Below are 19650 nucleotides of genomic sequence, written 5' to 3' on the forward strand. Positions count from 1 at the left end.
GATAAATTTTAGGCAAAAATAATCAGGCAACCTACCCGTAAATAGAACATTTCCGACAAGGGCCGACGTTACGTAGGATAGCAGTCGGTGCCGACACGTAGCGTGTTACCGGATAAAGCCGTTGATGACGTAGCATAGCAAAATCCGGACGAATGCAATTGGTCATAAAAACTTGGCCGTTCCAGTAAGTCGCTCTTACTTTGTTTGTTCACTGACTTTTAACCGCCTGGTTGTATGCTGCAAAACATGCAAACCTGCCCCCGACAGCGCTGGCTTCAGGAAGCGTTGCTGTTTCTGGGCTTTTTTACGCTTAATTCGATGACGTCGTGGGAGCTCCTTAATTCGGGCTACCCGATTGCGCAGGAGTTCGCGTATTTCTGCCTGCTCTACGGCCACGCGCAGATTCAGCGCTTTTTCGTGCTGCCTCACCTGCTCGACGGTCGGCAGGTACGTCGATACGCTGGCATATCAGTCGGTATTCTGCTGCTCTTTTCGGTCATTCTGATGCAGTTTAACGCCTGGCTGTGCACTGAAAAGGCCGTTCGGGACTTTTCGCTGGTCATGATTTATCTCTACGCGGTGGCCTGTGCCACAGTGAGTTTGCTGCTGTTCAACGTACCACTGCTGGTACATCGTTTTTATGAGCAGCGCCAGCAACAGGAGAGCTTCAGTCTGTGTATGAAAGAGATGGAACTGAGCACACTACGTTCGCAATTGAACCCGCATTTTTTGTTTAATACGCTCAACAACCTCTATGGCATAAGTCTGCACGAACCCGGTCGTACCCCCGATCTGATTATGCAACTCTCGCAATTGCTACGTTATCAGCTAGATAGTACTCGCCAGATGTGGGTCCCACTGGCCGATGAACTACTATTTCTGGAAAGCTACGTAGCGCTGGAAATGGAGCGGGTAGGCAGCCGTTGTCGGGTAAACTTCTCCGGCCTGACGCACCCAACCGACAACTACGTAGTGGCCCCCATGATGCTGATGCCTTTTGTAGAAAATGCGTTTAAGCACGGTACGGCTGGTATTGGTCTCTGCGAGGTGAATATTTCCATCAAACTTGCCGATGAAAAGCTGCACTTACGCGTGAGTAATTCCGTACCCCGACGGGCCAAAGCGCCCATATCGACGGGAGTTGGTCTAGAAAATACCCGCCAACGACTGGAAATGCTTTACCCCGATACGCACCAGTTAATTATTCGCTCGTGGCCTGATAATCACGTAGTTGATCTGATCATACCGCTGCAACCTTGTTTTAAACCCCAGCCAGTATCGGTGGAAATGAATGAAGTTCCTGCTGAACAGTAAACGTAATAACGAATGCCAGAATCCATCCGCTGCCTGATTGTAGACGACGAAATTGCTGCCCACTACGTATTGGAAAACTACATTGAGCGGGTGGATCGGCTGGTGCTGGCGGGCCAGTCGTACAATGCCCTTGATGCGCTCAATTTTATGCACCGCCAGCCGGTCGATTTGCTGTTTCTGGATATCAACATGCCCGAGCTGAGTGGACTGGAGTTACTCAGTTCACTCACCTACACGCCCCGAACTATTCTGACAACGGCATACACCGAATTTGCCCTCCAGAGCTATGATTACGGCGTAACCGATTATTTGGTCAAGCCAATTCCGTTTCCTCGTTTCCTGAAGGCAGTTGACCGGGTGCTGGCCCAACCGCCGGGGCTTGTCAGCCCATCGGCTACCACTGCGTCAGTGTCAGCTCCGCCGACTGATTCAATTATGGTGAAGGTTGACGCCGACTGGGTGCGGGTCAAATTAGACGAACTGCTGTACGCCCAAAGCTGGGGGAACTACGTCAAACTGTTTCTGCCGAGACGTATGCTGCTAACCCCGCTGACCACCGCTGAACTGGAAAGCCGGCTACCCGGCGAACAGTTTGTCCGAATTCATAAGTCGTACATTGTCGCCCTCAACAAGATCGACCGGCTGACTGGTAATACGTTGCATATCGGCGATACAGAACTACCAGTGGGCATCACCTTCCGGCGTGAACTTACCGACCGACTGCACAGGTAAGCGCTGATTACGTATTGGCGACAATTGATTGATGCTGAAGCATGGCAATACCTTGATCAAACATTCTGTAGTGGATATTGGCCATTTGATTGAATGTGGTTAGGGTAGGAAACTAGGAATAAAACGTTTAATAGCTGTCCAATCTAGTCCTTAGCATATGTCCTTTGGCATTGGCCTTAAGTTGGCTAACGCACATGCTTTCCCGAAACCTCCATGTACACCCGTTCGATACGTTTTGCGTTTGTCCTTCTGTTAATATCGGTCAGACTGGTAGTTGCCCAGTCCCCTGGCGATAGTTTCATCAATGGAGATCTGCTGCCCAACGCCCCTGAGCTGGCTGCGCGGGGGAGCTATGGCGTAGGGGTGCGGACGATAAAACTGGTTCACCCGGCCCAACCTGATGTGCTCCACGGCAAAGATGGCAAACTCCCGCTCTATGACCGCCCATTGACGGTTGAAGTCTGGTATCCGGCGCAGGTTCCGGCCAACAAACAGCCTACCGTTACCTATGAATCCACCCTGGGCCGGGCCAATGACCCCAAACGCCCGCTTATTCCGTTTACATTTTTGGGACGGGCCGCTCGCGACGCTCAGCCCGACCCTAATGGAGGAGCTTATCCACTGGTGATTGTATCGCACGGCTATCCCGGATCGCGACTATTGCTGACTTACCTGACCGAAAACTTGGCCTCCAAAGGCTACGTAGTGGCGGCCATCGATCATACCGAATCGACCTATGGCGATCTGGCTGGCTTTCCCAGCACGCTGCTGAACCGCTCTCTGGATGATGGTTTTGTGCTGAACGAAATGGCCCGATTATCGGGGAAAACCAGTGGAAGTTTTCTGGCGGGCTTGCTTAACGCAGACAATACCGCTTTGATTGGTTATTCGATGGGGGGCTATGGGGCGCTTAACGTAGCAGGAGCGGGCTACAGTCCCCAGGCGTTGAAACTATTTGGGCAGATGACGGGAGGAAGTACGGCTCTGGAGCCACGTACGCAGGCATCACCAGCTTACAAAGCGTCGCTGGACCCTCGTTTTAAGGCAATAGTTGCGTTTGCGCCCTGGGGTATGGAACGAGGAGTTTGGGATGCCACAGGTCTGGCGGGACTGACCCTGCCCACTCTTTTGGTCGCTGGCAGTAAAGATGATGTGTCTGGTTACGAAAAAGGTATCAAAGCGATTTATGAAGGCGCTATGAACGCGGATCGGTATTTGTTAACTTACATTAATGCCCGCCATAACGTAGCGCCCAATCCGCCCCCATTGGCTTCTCTGCAACCCGGTGTATCAGCGGATGAATACATGCATTATGCGGAGCCAGCCTGGAACGAGCATCGGATTAACAATATAAATCAGCACTTTGTGACGGCTTTTTTAGGCATTCACCTCAAGGCTATGGATTATAAAAAGTATTTGGATTTACCAGCGGCCGAAGCGGCTGAGGGGTGGCCTGGTTTCAAACCTCGCATGTCGGTAGGGCTGGAAATGCGCCACGCCAAACCTTAAACCCAACTGCCAGATATTTATGGGTAATAAGATTTCTTCCTGAAAGGTGGTATCGTCCTTCATTCGGACGTTTATAAGGTCGAATTGTAGCCTGTTTAGGCTTTTGCTTAGAGGTTTTTTGTCATTCCGACGGAGGAGGAATCTTAATGTATCCTAACATTCAAGTAAGGATACATTAAGATTCCTCCTCCGTCGGAATGACAAAATCACTCATTTCCAACTTTGTTCTAAAAGTTTAAACAGCTTCTTGGGTGATGAATTAAGAATTATGGACAACTGGCCATCAATTTTCTGTCGGTTTCATTTGTAGATTGAATTTGGTTCGCCATTTTTGCCAGACCCTTACGCATTTCTCTTTCTTAACCTTCCCAAAGACAAGTCAGCTACGTACTGGCTTATTTATTTTCGCCTTCAATCTACTTTCTAGATAGAATAAAACTAGTTTAATTGAATTTCAACCGACACTCGTAAATGGCTTTCTTCCATTCCGTTTAACACGTACCGCTAACCCTGATTCAAAGCAAAATCTGAGAAATTAACTTTTACAACCTGTCAATATGGATTATTTACTACTTACTCGTCTACGTAGCAGTCAACACAAGCGATGGCTGCTTTTTGCTCTTTTTTGTCTGCTGGCCATTACCAGCCGGGCGCAAACCATCCTGACTGGTACGGTTAAAGATGCTACGTCGGCTGAAACGCTGGCCGGCGCTACCGTGCAGATTAAAGGCACAACTACCGGTACTACCACCGACACACGTGGGCAATACCGAATCAGCCTGCCTCCAGACGTAGCGTCTCCCGTACTGGTGTTTTCGTTCATTGGCTATCAGCCTCTTGAACAGACGGTTGGCAACCGTACTGTTGTGGATGCGCAGCTAGTCGCCACCGACAATGCCCTCAGCGAAGTGGTGGTGGTTGGTTACGGGGTTCAGAATCGGCGCGACATCACTACATCTATTGGGTCGGTACGGGCGCGGGATATTGCCAATCAGCCCGTTGTGAGTTTCGACAATGCCATTGCCGCTAAAATTGCCGGTGTACAGGTGGTGCAAACATCGGGAGCGCCCGGTGCCGCTCTTCAGGTGCGGGTGCGGGGAACCGGTTCCATCAGCGCGGGGCTGGACCCGCTCTACGTTATCGATGGCGTACCGCTCTCGCGAGATACCAAGTTTGCTACGGGCAGCACCAATACGCAATTTCCCGACAACCCGGTCAACGTACTGAGTACAATCAACACCGATGACATTGAGAGTATTGAGGTGCTGAAAGATGCCTCAGCCGCAGCTATTTATGGGTCGCGGGGATCGAACGGCGTGGTGTTACTGACCACCAAACGGGGAAAAGAAGGCAAGACGACGATCAGCTACGACGCGTTTGTGGGCGTTCAGCAGGTGAGTAAAAAATTAGACCTGCTCAACGCCTACGAATACGCTACCCTGAATGCCGAAGCCAAAAACAACGCGTATCTCGAACGAAATCCGACTGGCAAAATCACCGACTCCAACGATATTCGGAATCGTGGTGTAGGCGCTCCCAGTACGTTGATTCCCCCGCAGGTAACCCCCTATCTGACAGGGCAGCCTGGACTAACCAACACCGATTGGCAGGACGAAATCTTCCAATCTGCACCTATTCATAACCACACACTGTCGATTAGCGGAGGCAACGCCAATGCGCGTTACTACGTATCAGGCAATTACCTCGACCAGCGAGGGACGGTTATTAATTCGGGCTATAAACGCTACAGCACACGCGCCAACCTTGATGTGAAAACGGGTCGTCTATCGGTGGGTTTCAACTTTAACCCTACGTATTCGTATCACGACCTAATCAAAGCCGAAGGGCCTTATCTGGCCGATGGTGTTATCGGGCTGGCGGTGCAGATGCCTCCCCTTTTTCCCGTTTATAATGCCGATGGCTCTTACAATTTCGATGCGAACGGCTGGGGATATGGTGCTACGTCGATATTGAACCCGGTGGCTGTAGCCAAAGAAGTGAAAGATAAATTAAGTCAGCTGCGGCTTCTGGGAAATGCCTACGCACAGTATGACATCACGAAAGGGCTTTCGTACCGGCTCAGTGTTGGAGTAGATCTAAACAGCTTTCAACGAGATTATTACCGACCATCCACCGTCGAAATCCGCGACCGCAAGGGGCCATCTATCCCGACTGGATTTTCGCGAACGCAGAATTATATCAACTGGCTAATCGAACATACGCTGAACTATAGCCGGAGTTTCGGCCAACATAATCTCGCGGTGCTGGCCGGTTTCTCAGCCCAGAAAGACCGTCGAACCGCCAGTGAATTAACCGCGACCAACTTCCCCAACGACCTCGTACAGACGCTCAATGCCGGGCAGGTTACGGCGGGAGGCACCGACCTTCAGGAGTGGTCGCTGCTGTCGTACATTGGTCGGGCGCAGTACGATTATAACGGCAAATACCTACTGTCGGCAGCAATCCGGGCCGATGGCTCCTCTCGCTTCGGCGCATCCAACCGCTGGGGTTATTTCCCGAGTGTATCGGCCGGCTGGAACGTATCACAGGAGGCTTTTTTGAAAAATGTATCGTGGCTCAGCGACGTAAAAGTCCGGGCTAGTTATGGATTAACAGGTAATTTTCAGATACCCAATTACGGCTCGGTGAGTCTGCTCAACTACCAGAACTACGTGCTTGGGCCAGAAAGCATTGTCAGCGGACTGGCTCCCGGCAACTCGGCCAACGACAAACTGAAGTGGGAAAAAACGGCCATGCTTGATATAGGTTTCGATGCGGCCTTTCTACGTAACAGACTGACGTTGACCGTTGATTATTACAACGCCAACACCTCCGACCTACTGCTGAACGTACCGGTGCCTCGTACCTCGGGCTTTAGCACGGAGTTGCAGAACATTGGAAAAGTAAATAACGAAGGGTTCGAATTTACGCTCGGTACGCAGCAAACTTTTGGGCGGTTTGGGTGGTCAGCCAACGCCAACATCGCCACGAACCGCAACACCGTACGGGCACTTGGCGCATCAGGCGACCCGATTATTGTGTCGGGTGGAGTGGCCGGAGCACAGTTTATCACCCGCATTGGTGAACCCATTGGGCAGTACTGGACGATGAAGTACGACGGTGTGTTCAAAAACCAGGCGGAAGTGGATGCGTACCCGCACACAAGTACCACCAAACCCGGCGATTTCCGGTTTATAGACACCAACGGCGACGGGAAAATCGATTTCAGCAGCGACCGGACCGTAACGGGCAGTTATTTCCCGAAATACACTTTTGGCTTCACAACCCGATTCACTTTCGCTGGTTTTGACCTCGGCGCTACGTTGCAGGGTGTACAGGGTAACCAGATTATGAACCTGATCCGGCGGTATATTTATAACTCGGAGGGTAATGGTAATCAGTTCCGGGGGGCTTTGAATCGCTGGCAATCGCCGGAAAACGTTGGGAATGGCTTAGTGAACCGCGCCAACCGATTGGCAACCGGCTCGAACGGCGAGATTTCGACATGGCATATTGAAAGCGGTTCATACGTTCGCATCCGTACAATTACGCTGGGCTACACGCTCCCAACGGCCCTGTTGCAACGGCTCCGTTTGAGTCGGGCACGTATTTACGCCACTACGCAGAATCCGTTTACATTCACAAAGTATACCGGCTATAATCCAGATGTAAGCGCCCGCCCCGACAATGCGCTTTCGCAGGGCGAAGACTATGGAACGTACCCACTGGCACGTACTACGTCGATTGGAGTTAACCTCAGCTTCTAGATTTAAAGAGCGAAAGAATGAAAGAGTGAAAGAGTGATTTAGTCACTTCTACTTTCGCCTTTCGTTTTGCTCATTCATAAATTTCTATTTGACATGATACAATTACTCTCTTACTTTACCATACCTAAGCGACTCGCGGTTCCGCTAGCGGCACTCTTTCGCTCTTTCACACTTTCACTCTTTATCAGCTCCTGCCAGTCTGATTTTCTGAATCTGACGCCACAGTCGCAGCCGAACGCGGATAATTTTTATAAAACTGCCAACGATTTTAACAACGCCGTTAACGGAGCCTACGATGTATTGCAGTCGAGCAATCAGTATGGGGGTGATTTCAATACACTGCTCGAAGCACGTAGCGACAATGTGCTCGACAATGACCCATCATCCAACGCCGGACTACGGTATAACATAGACCGGTTCATTGAGCCAACTACCAATACCATTCTGCGCGATACGTGGGGTAGTCTGTATACAGGTATCAATCGCACGAACCTGATTCTGGATAAGATTGACGCGGTCAGTTTCGATGCGACGCTGAAAGCCCGTTACAAAGGAGAAGCCCAGTTTATCCGGGCGTTGTCCTATTTCAATCTGGTACGTCTGTGGGGCAAGGTGCCGCTGGTGCTGAAGGCAGGTAATACAACGGAGTCGCGTTCGTACATACGTAACGAAGTAGTTGACATTTATACGGCCATCGAAAAAGACCTGACCGATGCAGCCGCCAACCTACCCGCCAGCTATACCGGCGCCGATGTAGGCCGTGCTACGTCAGGGGCCGCCAAAGCATTGCTGGGCAAAGTGCTGGTGACCGAGAAAAAATTTAGTCAGGCCATAGCCCCGCTACGTGAGGTTATTAGCAGCAATACGTATCGGCTTCTGCCTAACGTAGCGGATGTGTTTTTGGTGAGCAATAAAAACAACGCCGAGATCGTATTTGCCGTTAAGTTTAAAAAAGGCGTGGGTGGTGCGCTGCCCGAAGGTCACGGCTTGTGGTACGGCACCAACATCGGCGACAATATTGAACCTTCGCTACGTGCGGCCTATCCAACTGGCGATAAACGGCAACCACTAACGGTGCAGATTCCGGTGCCGAGCAATGTGAACGTAGTACCGCGTAAGTGGTACGACGAGGTGTCTGCCACCAATGACGTAGGAAATGATTTTCCCGTGCTACGTTACGCCGACGTACTATTGCTGTACGCCGAAGCTTTAGGGGAATCGTCCATCCAGTTCAACGGTGAAGCGTTGGCATCGCTGAATCAGGTGCGAAGCCGGGCGGGCGCGCCACTCTACACCGAAGCGCAAGTAAATACTCAGGCTGCGTTTCGCAACGCTGTGATTGCCGAACGGCGGCTGGAACTGGCGCTGGAAAATGACCGCTGGTTTGATCTGGTACGTACCGGAACGGCCATCGATGCGCTAAAACTGACAAACATCACTGTTCCGGCCAACCGGCTTCTTTACCCGATCCCGCAGGCTGAAATCGATACGTATAACAACCCAACAGCTTTCCCACAAAATCCGGGATATTGAGCCTGCTTCTACTACGTTATACTGGACACTTTACGAACAAAGTGTCCAGTATAACGTAGTAGAAGCAATTTCATTAATAGTCGCAAAATTGACCAGATCTTTCACAAAATAAATCTTTTCTTTTTACCCGCATCTGTCCACTTCAGGCTGACAATGTACAGGATAGGGATGTGGAAGTTGTTCTAAGTATACGCAACCGAAATTCCATATCATGCTAAAATATAACGATATGACAAATATGTCCATTATTCTTAATTAAGTTACCTTACCAAAGGCATTACTTGTGTATGCTCAATAAACTTATCTCAGGTGTCTAGAAGTAACTCATTAGAAAGGTTGCTAAGAAACCCATTCCCTTTTGTAAACCATAACGTACACCAACAAAAAAGAGTTACACCATCTTTTAGTGTAACTCTTTGATTCCCTGAGTGATCCCGAAGCGACTCGAACGCTTGACCGTCTGCTTAGAAGTCACATGAGACGCCTTTTTGACTTATAGGTGTTTGTCTATAATTCCCTCATAAATAACCCCTTTACGATAAAAAAAGGAGGGTTTTATATAAACTCCGATAAACTATTTTTTCGGGAGTTTATGTATATTCGGGCCATTCTTCGGGCCATTTTATAGCTCCTTATGAACCCCCATCAGGCCAGTCTCCAGCTCAGTTACAATCAGACCAAAGATAAGCTCTACAGCGTTAAAATCCGCGTGTCGTATCAGGGTACCCGCATCCGGTTTGCGCTGCCCGAAAAAAAGGGAGTTATTCTCAAGCCCTCTGATTTTAACCGGATCCTGAACTGGCATAAAAACAAACCCAAAAATACGGGGGATGATATACGCAACCTGTACCGGGATAAGATCAAACCGCACCTGGAGCGGGCCGAGCGGATCCTGGCCGAACTAAAACCATTTAGTTTTGAGGCCTTCAAGGCCGCTTTTCAGGCGCCCGAAGGTCAGCTGTACCAAAAAACGGATGCCATTGCCATGCTGGACCATAAAGCCGAGCGGCTCAAAGCGGAAGATCGGGTCGGCAATTCCAAAAATTACACGACCACGGCCCGTTCCTTCGAGCGGTTTATGGCTAGTCTGACGCCAAAAGATCACAAAGACATCTGGGGCCAGCTTCAGCCCCTGGAGGGCCTGCCCTTTGCCCTGATTACGCCCAAACTGCTTCGGCGCTACGAGCAGTGGATGCTGCTTTACGGCATGGCCCCGAGGAGTAAACACTCGGCCCCTACCCCGGCTACGCTCACCTCGATCAGTATTTACTGCCGGAACCTACGCGCTGTTTACAATGAGGCAATACTGGCCGGTGTTATTGCGGCCGACGGGTACCCGTTTGGCAAAAAAGGCTACGTCATTCCGGCCAGCGTCAATACCAAAAAAGCCCTTTCCAAAGAAGAGGTACGTAAAATCATTGATTACGCCGTCGAGCCGGATTCCATGGCCGCCCGCAGTAAAGACTTCTGGGTCTTTTCATATCTGTGCAACGGGATGAATTTTGCCGATATGCTGCACCTTCGCTGGAAGGATCTGGATCTGGAAAACAAAACCCTGACGTTCGTTCGCCAGAAAACCACCCAGACCCGCAAAGCCAAACAGGTTAAAATTACGGCCAGTTTATTTGAGGAAAGTTTGGCCATTCTGGAGCGATGGGGTAATAAACGCCGGAGTGGGTCGGATTACGTATTTCCGTACCTTGAGCCAATCATGGACGCCACCCGGCAGCGATCCGTGATTAATTCAATCACCAAACTCACCAATAAGTACATGGCCGAGATTGGCCAGCAATTAGGCATCCAGAGTGAAATCACCACCTATGCCGCCCGTCACTCCTTTGCCACCATCCTGCTACGTAGTGAAGCGCCTTTAGCGTTTATCTCCCAATCACTGGGCCATACCAGCATCAAGACAACCCAGGATTATCTGGGTAGCTTTGAGGATGAGCAAACCAAGAAGTACTTGAGTAATTTATTGTAGATATTGCAAATAGTTGTTTTACTAACAATATTTGTATGACCCTCCGGGGTTTCGGGCCTGGGGTTCCAGATCGGCAGAGGGCCGGGCGACTGGATTCTTTAGCAATAAAATCTTTCAAAATAACCTATCCTGAACATTATAGCGAAGGCCGTTATTTACCTCTTGGAAGGACCAATAAATCGAACTAAATAGTCAATTGAAACGGCCCCACTTACCCCAATCGAATTAGCAGCTAAAGCATTGGCCAATGTATTAAATGTTTGCATCTGGCTAAACCCCTTATCTTTTTCATCAAAACGAAATCGGATATCATATCGGCTACCATAAATCTGGGATTCGTAAGATGCCCTCTGAAGCAGTTGTGCATAAGGAACTATAATAAACGTAGCTATTCCAATCACTAAATCTTCAGTTGCCGTTTTACCAAATTTTAGAACAGGTCCACCTGAATTTCCCTTATTCATTGTCAAGTCAAGTAAAGCGGATTGACGCAAAATTTTCTGTCCGTTTAATCCATTTAAGGTATCGACTGTCTTTACTGAAAACATACCTTGCGTGGGCACCTGATGCTCAATAGCTAATGGATAACCAGAAGAGTAGATTAAATCGCCTTCATTTATATCCTTCCATCTGCCAAGCTTTAACGTCACAAACGGAGTTTTGGGCTTTGTTTTTAATTTTAACAGGCAGTAATCTTTAGACTCAACTTCAGTAAAAGCACTTTGCGTATTAACTAAGCTTGCAGGTATTTCGGCCTCTATTCGCTCTTTTGAGGTTAATTCAATATCAATTTTCCTTACTTCACCGCGAAAAACTCCAAGTGAATCTAAGACAATAGCAGGCTGAATGACATGCCAACAAGTGGCTACCCATCCATTGCCATCATCAAGAACAAAAAAACCAGTCCCTGAACTTTGGCCATTAACATGAATTCGTACAACCGAAGATTTTAGCCGATCTATTCTGGCTTTGCCTAAAGGTATTTGCGCAAAAGAAAAATGAATAGTTAACAGTAGTAAAAAGAGAATTACAGAATGCTTCATTTTATCATTTATATAATTACCTAATTACTCATTTACATACCGAACTCAAATATTAACCTAGTTCGATTTCCTTCAAATTATACCACTGTGCTCCATCATACTCTGCTACGAATACAGAGTAATCCCTCCCCGTTACATCGGCAACCTCCCGTATCGCCTTACATGCTTCAGGAATAGTCAAATCTGAATAAGCCATGTACAGGCCAGGAGGCAGTAAATACCCTTTTTTCGTTATATTTTCATCGATTACAAATTTGAAAAATTTTATTTTAGCCAATTGTGCATCCAGGAAATCGTAATCAAATACAGGTACAATAAGCTCTCTATGAAATGTGTGGAGATGTACCGTCGCTATCATTCTAACCATTTGATTGTATTTATATAATTACTTCTTTATTTACCGCCCTTCCAGCTTCTCAATCCGCTTCTGCTGCTCAATCACATATAGCGTCAGCTCCTCCACTGCTGAAGCAGCAGCACATTCATTTTGATTAGAACTAATTCTGCATTAAACATTTACAGTTTATTATAGTATCCAAAGGCCTAAAATAATAGGAAGGCAAATGATTGATATTAAGAAAAACACACCCAATACTTTAACAACCTCATATAAGGAGTTTATCGAACCTAATTCTGGCGGCTTCTTGCCTTTAAAATTATTCCAAAATTTTGTTTGTGATCTTAATAAACGTGGATTTCTTTTAATTACTCTTGTGTCTATTAGATAGACTTCTCTAGGAATTCCGTTTAAGTAATCTTCAACATTTTCTGAATCGACAAAATCTATATATCGATCATAATATCTCCACCTCCAAAATAAGTATACCACATAAGGAAACAATTCACCAACAAAAACGTAAAGAGTAGTTAAAATAAATAATATAGAGGCAAATCCAATTCCCATAAATCTCAACATACCATTTAGTGGATTAGCTATAATATAATCAAGCATAGATTGATTTACTTTATTTTTATTTTGATTTTCAGTCAAATCAACTACTTTGATATCACCATCTTTTAATACACGTTCAGTTTTTGGTATTAATTGTACATCTTTTTGATTAGATTTGATGTACATAGAATATAATCCAAACTCATTCTTTCTCCATTGCTTAAACGAAAGAGACAGCTTATTGCTATCAATACGTATTAATTTATGATCGGGGAAATTATTTTGTTGCAAACTTATTTTATCCAAAATTTGAATACTTTTAGAAAACTCAAAAACGATACTTGAATCGATCAAGTTTTGGTTTGAACCTGCATGTGTTATTGTCTCATCTCCTGTATTTACCAATTTAAATCTAATAAGCCATAAGTTTTTTACAGGTATATCTGAATACTCATAATTAGCTTTTAATCCAGGTATATTGTTACTAGATGTTAAGTAATCCTGAGATATAATTTGATATTCTACTTGAGTGGTTTTAGATTGTAATTGAATGAATAAGCCAATTGCACCAATGATACCTGTTAATGCACCTATGACAATTGCGGTTCGTTCAAAATGTTTCCATGGTGTGTTTTTATCTTCCATTCAAATTAATTATTTCTGTGTTTTTGGGAATTTTCTTGTTACCTGCCGCTTCAACTGCTCAATCTCCTTCTTCATCTCAATACTGTACAGCGTCAACTCCTCCACCTTCTGAAGCAGTAACGCATTCATTAACTTTTCACCTCGACTTGCGTGCCTATTTCAGCCCAGTCAAAGAGCGTAGTGGCATCGGGAACAGATAATCGAACACACCCATGGGAGCCGAAAAAATCAGCACCACCAACTTTTAAATAGGAAACTAAACCAACCATTTGCGCTTCATGAATAGCTATACCGTGATTAAAAAACAAGGCATGATGCATAGGTACATGAAATTGTGAGCTTATGTGATACCTCTCTTTCCGATAGATGCGGAAAGCGGGACCAGGTGGCGTCGGGTTACTAGAATCGCCGGTAGCGCAGTGAAACGTGTATGTAGGATGGCCACTTGTGTAGGCTGTCAGCGTTTGGTGGCTTAAATCCACTACAATGCGTTTGGTGAGTGACATAGTAATATAGAAAGGTTTGGCGTGAAAGATTAGTAATGTTTATTTCGCTTAATCAATTCATTTAGCTCATCGATTTCCTGTTGATACTTTTTCTAGCCTCTCGATGCGCTTTTGCTGTTCAAGAATCTGTTTCTGCTGCTCAATACTATACAGTGTCAGTTCCTCCACCTTCTGCAAAAGCAACGCATTCATCTTCACAAGATCCACCCCATCCGCTTTCACCTGTTCCGCTGAGGGAACATCGGGTAAATGACTGTTCTGTTGAATGTACTGCTCGACCTGAGATAGTGGCTTTAACTGATACGTAGGCGAAAACACCTTATCGCTCCACTGATTCACATTGTCGATGCTGATCCGGTACCGGGCCAGTTCGGTTTCACCCTGCTCGTTCACCGTCAGGAACCGGTCAGTTGTGCCGTTACGTAGTGGGTTGCTGAGGTGGGCAAACTTGATGCGGCCATTGTTGCGTAGGTTGATTGTACCCCGTACGTCCAATGGATACTGGGGCGAATCAGTGCCGATGCCGACGGCAATGCTAGTGTTAGTTGGATCGCCTAGCACAATGGCGTTACTTAAAGCTACCGTAGCATTGGTGCCGATAGCCACTGCATTAGTCAGGGTGCTGCTGGTGGGTTGCGTGTTCGAACCCAGCATAATGTTGTTACTGCCGGTGGTGATGGCCGTACCGGAGTAGGGGCCAATTAATACGTTGTTGCTGGCGGTGGTGTTGCCATAGCCCGCCTGGTAGCCCATAAACACATTGTTGGCCCCGGTAGTGGCCTGATAGCCTGCTTTGGAACCGATGAAGGTGTTGCCCGAGATTTTGTTGTTATAGCCCGCCGAATCGCCCACAATGACGTTGAAGCTGCCAGTGACGTTGCTAAAACTGGCTCCTGAACCGACGGCTATGTTGCCCGAACCGGTCCGATTGGAAAAATTAGCATTTTGACCCAGCGCTGTGTTCTGCTGACCACTCCTGGTGTTATAGCCCGCCGAAAAGCCCAAAAACGTATTCTGGGATCCTGTCGCATTAAAGAGACCTGTCTTAAAGCCCACAAAGGTATTCCCTTCACCCGTCGTGTTAACATAGCCCGCTGACGAACCCAGAAAGACATTACTGCTACCCGTCGTGTTGTTTGAGCCGACATGATACCCCATGAAGACATTGTCGCTACCTGTCGTGTTGCCGATACCTGCCTCACCCCCCATGATGGTATTCTGGTAGCCTGATGAATTAGAATAGCCCGCCCGATAACCCACAAAGGCATTATAGTAACCCACTGTGTTATAAAAACCTGCCTGATGGCCCACAAAGGAATTATAACTACCTGTCGTGTTAGAAAAGCCTGCCTGATGGCCCACAAAGGAATTAACATTACCTGTCGTGTTGAGCGTTCCCGCCTGCCGACCCAAAAACGTATTGGCGAATCCAGTGGTGTTCTTTTCCCCCGCCTGACTTCCCAAAAACGTGTTCGCGCTGGCTGTGTTACTAAAGCCTGTATTATTGCCAATGAACGTGTTGTCATTTCCCGTGGTGATAGCCCGTCCCGCACTGGTACCATATAAGGTGTTATTAGAGCCGTTACTCAAGGCATTGCCCGCATAATAACCGCTGACCGTGTTGTATTGCCCGCTCAAGGTGGCGTTGCCCGCATTGATACCCACCCGTACGTTACCCAGACCCGGCGCGGGAGAGGCTGGTGAGGTGAGCATCAGATTATCCTGGGCAAAAGTAGGCCGGTAAAGCAGCACGAAAGAGCAAAGTAGAATGGCAACAATTCGTTTCATAAGTAATTGGTTAATAAGGATTTTCAGGAAATAGGACTGACCTGTTTATCAGATTACTCAGCAATTTATTTCTTCTCCAGTACCTGTTTCATCAGGGCTTTGAGCAGGGCTACATCCGATTTTAAGGATTGATTCTCTTTTTGCTGCTGGATACTGTACAGCGTCAGCTCCTCAACTTTCTGTAGTAGTAGCGCATTCATCTTGACCAGATCAACCCCCTCCTCGGTCACCTGCTGCGCCGATGGCATATCCGGCAATCGCTTGTTGTCTCTGATGTGCCGCTCAACATCGGAAAGCGATTGGAGTCTGTAGCCGGGTTCAAATACCCTGTCCGCCCAATCCGACGGCTTCTCGGTACGGAGCCGGTATCTGGCCATCACCGTCTCGCCGTTTTCGTTGACGGAGAGAAACTGATCGGTGTAGCCGTTACGTAGGAAGGGGTTGGAGAGGTGGCTAAATTTGATGGTACCGTTGTTACGGAGGTTAATGACGCCTTTTACATCGAGCGGGTAACGAGGGGATGCAGTGCCAATACCCACTTTAATAATACGAGTCGTATCCCCAAGTACTATAGAATTAGAAGTATTTACGATAGCATTAGCGCCAAGGGCAGTTGCATTACTCAAGTCCCCTGAACCACTTTTTGTGTGATAGCCAACAAATGTATTTTCTGCGCCAGATATACTTCCATCCCCAGAGTAAGTTCCTAGAAAGGTATTACTAACACCAAGTACATTTGACAAACCAGATTGGTATCCAATAGCTGTATTTAATGTGCCAATAGTATTATTTGTACCTGTTTCACTTCCAATAAATGTATTTCCAAAGCCAGCTGTATTTTTAAAACCTGATGTGGAACCCATGAAGACATTTTTATTCCCTGAGTCAGTAGAGTAGCCTGCCTGTAAACCAATGAATGTATTAAAGTTGCCATTATTGGTTGTTCCAGCGCCATATCCTAAAAAGGTGTTATATTCTCCAGATCTATTGTATAAACCAGCTTGGCTACCTAAAAAAGTGTTAAAGTTTCCTGTAGTACTGTAGTTCCCAGCCGAATTCCCAATAAAGACGTTATCTCTACCTGTAGTATATTGTATCCCTGTGCCAACGCCAATCATTACATTACTTTCACCGACTGCTTTGCTGTTTCCAGACAAATAGCCAATAATAACATTATAATCACCAGGCGTAAAAGAATTTGGCGAGGTATTAACTACGTTCGTCTGAGCCAGCGACAAAAAAGGCAATACGATGAGGAAGGTAAAAAGTAGTTTCATAGTATGAGGCTTAGGAAAGGATACTAATCGTCGTTAACCGACATAGCTAGTTGCAAAGACTTCGATCAACGTATTGTTTTCGTCCGCTGGCAGTTAGGTAATAGCAGCCGCCACGTGGCCCGCGGATATAATATTGGGAATAGGTGCGTGCTACTGATGTACGGCGTTTAGGGCTTTCCCAATTATACCCTCCATAGCTTTCTACACTACTCGTTTTTGACTCCGGTACCGGCTTTGAGGCAGCAATAGCCTCTTCCGGTGTTTTGCCTTTAAACGTGACAATAGCCCTGCCTATATAGCCAGAAAATCCCCCAACTTCGGTAGACCAATACATGTCGTTATAAGGCGTAAGTTTTAGGACGGTCTGTTCAGGTATGGTATAGATATTTTTGGCGCTATAGGCTGGCTTCTCTTTCAAATACCGCTCAACATTCACATAGCCATAGACAACAGTATCTTTATCAATCTCCTCTTCGTATAGTGAAATAGACCTATCTTTTGATTTTTCAAAGGTGTGTGCCTTAAAGGCCTTAAAATCCCCATCGATATAGAGAAAATGTACAAAGCCAAACTTGTGCCCGTATTTGGTGCGATAGTGTCCACGATCACGGTGTGTAATCGTTATTTGTGTGCCTTTGGGGATCGTAGCCAGAATTGACGCTCCCTGTAGTGTGCTCTCTCGTAATGGAGTTGCCTCTAATACATTAACTAGAACAGGAGCAGCAAATTTATACCGTTCATCCAATGGCGAAACAAATTGGGTTTCGTCCTGAGCAAGCGACATTACAGGCAACAAGAAGAGGAAGGTAAAAAGTAGTTTCATAGAGGAAATGAATAGTTATTTCTGGATAATGCAGTTATATATATTATATAGAAGATCGGATTCAGATTGAGTAAATTTATATGTTTGGTATCCCGATTCTGCCATTAATCTTAATCCTGATAGTTTTTGAGATTTCAGTTTATTTTTTATAGTATTCATATATTCTGGCTCAAGCCAAAATACCGACATACCATTACAATTATACTTATTGGTTTGCTGGGCGCTTTCAATTGACTTATCCTCAAACAGAAATTTCAACTCCGTGCCTTTATCTACACAAATAGTACTAACAGCCATTGCAAAAAAAAGGCCCATGTTAGACTTTGAGAGTACAATCATGGTGTTGTTGCCTTTATCGCTTACCAGTTTAATTTCTTTACTTTCAAACCCTTTTCGATCTGGTTCAAAATCATCTTTCATTGCAATCAATAAACTTGCACAGTCCTGACTTTTTGCAAGTGGACATAATAAATTAAATGCAATAAATAGCGGAAAGTAAAAGTATTTCATTATTAGGAGGTTTAGGGTGTGTTTTTATATTAATCGCAAAATGATCTAACCATCCGTTTTATTTTTCACCTATTATCGATTTTGTTCCACTTTTACCACTCGATATACCTCAAAAACTTCTTGAAGCGACACATCATAATCCGGGAAGGCTGATTTATCGGGGTTAAGCGAAGTCAGAGTAAGTGTGCCATTAACAACGTCATACCGAGCAATGCGCTTTATCACCACACCATCAGGGCCGGATATAATATAATCTTTACCTACTGTAATAAATGTTTTACTATTCCAATTGTCTGGCTCAATGAGACGGCCTGTAACAGTGTCACGGTTGCTGATTGATTGCTTAGAATCGTCGTCCATACTGTCGCCACTAACTTCAAAGGATCGGTAGCGATTATGGTCGCGTTTAGGTAGGATAATAGAATGTTTGGGCAACTTATCTAACCATTCAGGGTCACGCCAGCCGTGTGGATAACTAGCGTAAGCATATTCGGGTACAAACTCAATAGTGGCTAGCACATAGCCGTTTTTCAGATCTCTAAACTCAGTACCCTGGCTATTCGTAGTTACATCGGTTTCGTCAACGAAGTCAAGCGGAATAGCTTCAATTGTTTTTCGAGGTTGCCCAGGGTTCTCCAAATTGACTTCACTTAAGCGAATAGGGCGACCTGGATCCTTTTCAAACATCTCCCCTTCACCGGTCTCCCACCATAGCTTTTTAACACCTAAGAGCCGGATAACCTTTTCATCTATTATTTCCCCAATAGGCTTTTCGCCACTAAACACCTTGGAAATATGTGCTTGTGTTGACTTTATGCTCTGAGCAAACTCCTGTTGCGTATATTTTTTCTTTCCAGGCTCAGCTTTTCGTTTAGCCTTTAATGCTTCGAACACATCCCTAAGCCTCTGATTTTTAGGACTTAAGATAAATTCTTGATTGAGGTTTTCTATAATATCTTTACTGGGCATAAAAAAATATGCTCTATCGCTTGACATATTATGTCCTTGGACATAAATTTGCATAGTATTTGAATGAGATAAGATGAACACTCATAGCAAACCTATGAAGTACAATGATAAAAAAAGGCAGACAATTAACCAAACGGCAAAATGAATTGACTTTTCAGTTCAAAACGGCTTATGAGCGGCTGAGCTACAACCATCGGCGTATGGCCAAACAGCTGTTCTGTGAAGGTTTTTGCATCGTAGGAGGAACATTTGACAACAAAGTCAGTGGTAACAATCCTGTCGCTCAGAGCGAAGTAGACTGGATGGAGCGGATTGCCGCAAATCCGATTAAGGAATTAAGTCAATCAGCAACTGCTTAATG

At 46.2% G+C, this 19650-nt stretch carries 17 protein-coding genes; 7 read left to right on the top strand and 10 right to left on the bottom strand.

Annotated features, from left to right (window positions below):
* Nucleotides 1-31: 31 nt before the first annotated feature.
* Nucleotides 32-166 carry a hypothetical protein gene (locus tag ACYVF1_RS14605; RefSeq protein WP_461079942.1) on the bottom strand — a complete coding sequence of 45 codons (135 nt, stop codon included), beginning with the start codon at nucleotides 164-166 and terminating at the stop codon, nucleotides 32-34.
* 68 nt (nucleotides 167-234) lie between these two features.
* On the opposite strand from ACYVF1_RS14605, the gene ACYVF1_RS14610 reads away from it, so the two are divergent.
* The 6 genes from ACYVF1_RS14610 (at nucleotide 235) to ACYVF1_RS14635 (ending at nucleotide 10836) form a co-directional block, all read left to right on the top strand.
* A complete protein-coding gene (locus ACYVF1_RS14610; RefSeq protein WP_461079944.1) occupies nucleotides 235-1314 on the top strand; it encodes a sensor histidine kinase in 1080 nt (359 codons plus the stop codon).
* Between the two features lie 12 nt (nucleotides 1315-1326).
* On the top strand, nucleotides 1327-2046 hold the full coding sequence (locus ACYVF1_RS14615) for a LytR/AlgR family response regulator transcription factor (protein WP_461079946.1): 720 nt from the start codon (nucleotides 1327-1329) through the stop codon (nucleotides 2044-2046).
* Nucleotides 2047-2259: 213 nt separating this feature from the next.
* A complete protein-coding gene (locus tag ACYVF1_RS14620) occupies nucleotides 2260-3555 on the top strand; it encodes an alpha/beta hydrolase family protein (protein WP_461079948.1) in 1296 nt (431 codons plus the stop codon).
* Nucleotides 3556-4112: 557 nt separating this feature from the next.
* Nucleotides 4113-7322: a SusC/RagA family TonB-linked outer membrane protein gene (locus ACYVF1_RS14625; RefSeq protein ID WP_461079950.1), complete on the top strand. Its 3210-nt coding sequence runs from the start codon at nucleotides 4113-4115 to the stop codon at nucleotides 7320-7322.
* A 93-nt stretch (nucleotides 7323-7415) separates the two neighbouring features.
* Complete coding sequence (locus ACYVF1_RS14630; RefSeq protein ID WP_461079952.1) at nucleotides 7416-8855, top strand: RagB/SusD family nutrient uptake outer membrane protein; 1440 nt, start codon at nucleotides 7416-7418, stop codon at nucleotides 8853-8855.
* 634 nt (nucleotides 8856-9489) lie between these two features.
* Nucleotides 9490-10836: a tyrosine-type recombinase/integrase gene (locus tag ACYVF1_RS14635; RefSeq protein WP_461079954.1), complete on the top strand. Its 1347-nt coding sequence runs from the start codon at nucleotides 9490-9492 to the stop codon at nucleotides 10834-10836.
* Nucleotides 10837-10991: 155 nt separating this feature from the next.
* Here ACYVF1_RS14635 and ACYVF1_RS14640 read toward each other — a convergent pair whose 3' ends face one another.
* From ACYVF1_RS14640 to ACYVF1_RS14680, 9 genes are all read right to left on the bottom strand, one after another.
* The gene (locus ACYVF1_RS14640; protein ID WP_461079956.1) at nucleotides 10992-11879 is read right to left on the bottom strand and encodes a S1 family peptidase; all 888 of its coding nucleotides are present in this window, start codon (nucleotides 11877-11879) and stop codon (nucleotides 10992-10994) included.
* 52 nt (nucleotides 11880-11931) lie between these two features.
* Nucleotides 11932-12237: a hypothetical protein gene (locus tag ACYVF1_RS14645; protein ID WP_461079958.1), complete on the bottom strand. Its 306-nt coding sequence runs from the start codon at nucleotides 12235-12237 to the stop codon at nucleotides 11932-11934.
* 168 nt (nucleotides 12238-12405) lie between these two features.
* A complete protein-coding gene (locus ACYVF1_RS14650) occupies nucleotides 12406-13416 on the bottom strand; it encodes a hypothetical protein (RefSeq protein ID WP_461079960.1) in 1011 nt (336 codons plus the stop codon).
* A gap of 128 nt (nucleotides 13417-13544) precedes the next feature.
* Nucleotides 13545-13922 (bottom strand): L,D-transpeptidase, encoded by a 378-nt coding sequence (locus tag ACYVF1_RS14655; RefSeq protein WP_461079962.1) that lies wholly within the window; start codon nucleotides 13920-13922, stop codon nucleotides 13545-13547.
* A 66-nt stretch (nucleotides 13923-13988) separates the two neighbouring features.
* Complete coding sequence (locus ACYVF1_RS14660) at nucleotides 13989-15710, bottom strand: hypothetical protein (protein ID WP_461079964.1); 1722 nt, start codon at nucleotides 15708-15710, stop codon at nucleotides 13989-13991.
* 65 nt (nucleotides 15711-15775) lie between these two features.
* The gene (locus ACYVF1_RS14665; protein WP_461079966.1) at nucleotides 15776-16987 is read right to left on the bottom strand and encodes a hypothetical protein; all 1212 of its coding nucleotides are present in this window, start codon (nucleotides 16985-16987) and stop codon (nucleotides 15776-15778) included.
* A 46-nt stretch (nucleotides 16988-17033) separates the two neighbouring features.
* The gene (locus tag ACYVF1_RS14670; RefSeq protein WP_461079968.1) at nucleotides 17034-17810 is read right to left on the bottom strand and encodes a hypothetical protein; all 777 of its coding nucleotides are present in this window, start codon (nucleotides 17808-17810) and stop codon (nucleotides 17034-17036) included.
* 15 nt (nucleotides 17811-17825) lie between these two features.
* Nucleotides 17826-18320, bottom strand: a complete 495-nt coding sequence (locus ACYVF1_RS14675; RefSeq protein WP_461079970.1) for a hypothetical protein — start codon at nucleotides 18318-18320, stop codon at nucleotides 17826-17828.
* Between the two features lie 72 nt (nucleotides 18321-18392).
* Nucleotides 18393-19343, bottom strand: a complete 951-nt coding sequence (locus tag ACYVF1_RS14680; RefSeq protein WP_461079972.1) for a hypothetical protein — start codon at nucleotides 19341-19343, stop codon at nucleotides 18393-18395.
* A 50-nt stretch (nucleotides 19344-19393) separates the two neighbouring features.
* Between ACYVF1_RS14680 and ACYVF1_RS14685 the strand changes: the two genes are divergently transcribed.
* Nucleotides 19394-19648 (top strand): hypothetical protein, encoded by a 255-nt coding sequence (locus ACYVF1_RS14685; RefSeq protein WP_461079974.1) that lies wholly within the window; start codon nucleotides 19394-19396, stop codon nucleotides 19646-19648.
* The last annotated feature ends 2 nt before the right edge of the window (nucleotides 19649-19650 follow it).

Source organism: Spirosoma flavus (genome assembly GCF_054778555.1).

Coding starts and splice junctions, on each gene's coding strand:
- ACYVF1_RS14655 (WP_461079962.1), bottom strand. CDS start 13,922: ATGTCACTCACCAAACGCATTGTAGTGGATTTAAGCCACCAAACGCTG.
- ACYVF1_RS14625 (WP_461079950.1), top strand. CDS start 4,113: ATGGATTATTTACTACTTACTCGTCTACGTAGCAGTCAACACAAGCGA.
- ACYVF1_RS14605 (WP_461079942.1), bottom strand. CDS start 166: ATGACCAATTGCATTCGTCCGGATTTTGCTATGCTACGTCATCAACGG.
- ACYVF1_RS14635 (WP_461079954.1), top strand. CDS start 9,490: ATGAACCCCCATCAGGCCAGTCTCCAGCTCAGTTACAATCAGACCAAA.
- ACYVF1_RS14650 (WP_461079960.1), bottom strand. CDS start 13,416: ATGGAAGATAAAAACACACCATGGAAACATTTTGAACGAACCGCAATT.
- ACYVF1_RS14670 (WP_461079968.1), bottom strand. CDS start 17,810: ATGAAACTACTTTTTACCTTCCTCTTCTTGTTGCCTGTAATGTCGCTT.
- ACYVF1_RS14615 (WP_461079946.1), top strand. CDS start 1,327: ATGCCAGAATCCATCCGCTGCCTGATTGTAGACGACGAAATTGCTGCC.
- ACYVF1_RS14630 (WP_461079952.1), top strand. CDS start 7,416: ATGATACAATTACTCTCTTACTTTACCATACCTAAGCGACTCGCGGTT.
- ACYVF1_RS14665 (WP_461079966.1), bottom strand. CDS start 16,987: ATGAAACTACTTTTTACCTTCCTCATCGTATTGCCTTTTTTGTCGCTG.
- ACYVF1_RS14680 (WP_461079972.1), bottom strand. CDS start 19,343: ATGCAAATTTATGTCCAAGGACATAATATGTCAAGCGATAGAGCATAT.
- ACYVF1_RS14660 (WP_461079964.1), bottom strand. CDS start 15,710: ATGAAACGAATTGTTGCCATTCTACTTTGCTCTTTCGTGCTGCTTTAC.
- ACYVF1_RS14645 (WP_461079958.1), bottom strand. CDS start 12,237: ATGATAGCGACGGTACATCTCCACACATTTCATAGAGAGCTTATTGTA.
- ACYVF1_RS14620 (WP_461079948.1), top strand. CDS start 2,260: ATGTACACCCGTTCGATACGTTTTGCGTTTGTCCTTCTGTTAATATCG.
- ACYVF1_RS14640 (WP_461079956.1), bottom strand. CDS start 11,879: ATGAAGCATTCTGTAATTCTCTTTTTACTACTGTTAACTATTCATTTT.
- ACYVF1_RS14675 (WP_461079970.1), bottom strand. CDS start 18,320: ATGAAATACTTTTACTTTCCGCTATTTATTGCATTTAATTTATTATGT.
- ACYVF1_RS14685 (WP_461079974.1), top strand. CDS start 19,394: ATGATAAAAAAAGGCAGACAATTAACCAAACGGCAAAATGAATTGACT.
- ACYVF1_RS14610 (WP_461079944.1), top strand. CDS start 235: ATGCTGCAAAACATGCAAACCTGCCCCCGACAGCGCTGGCTTCAGGAA.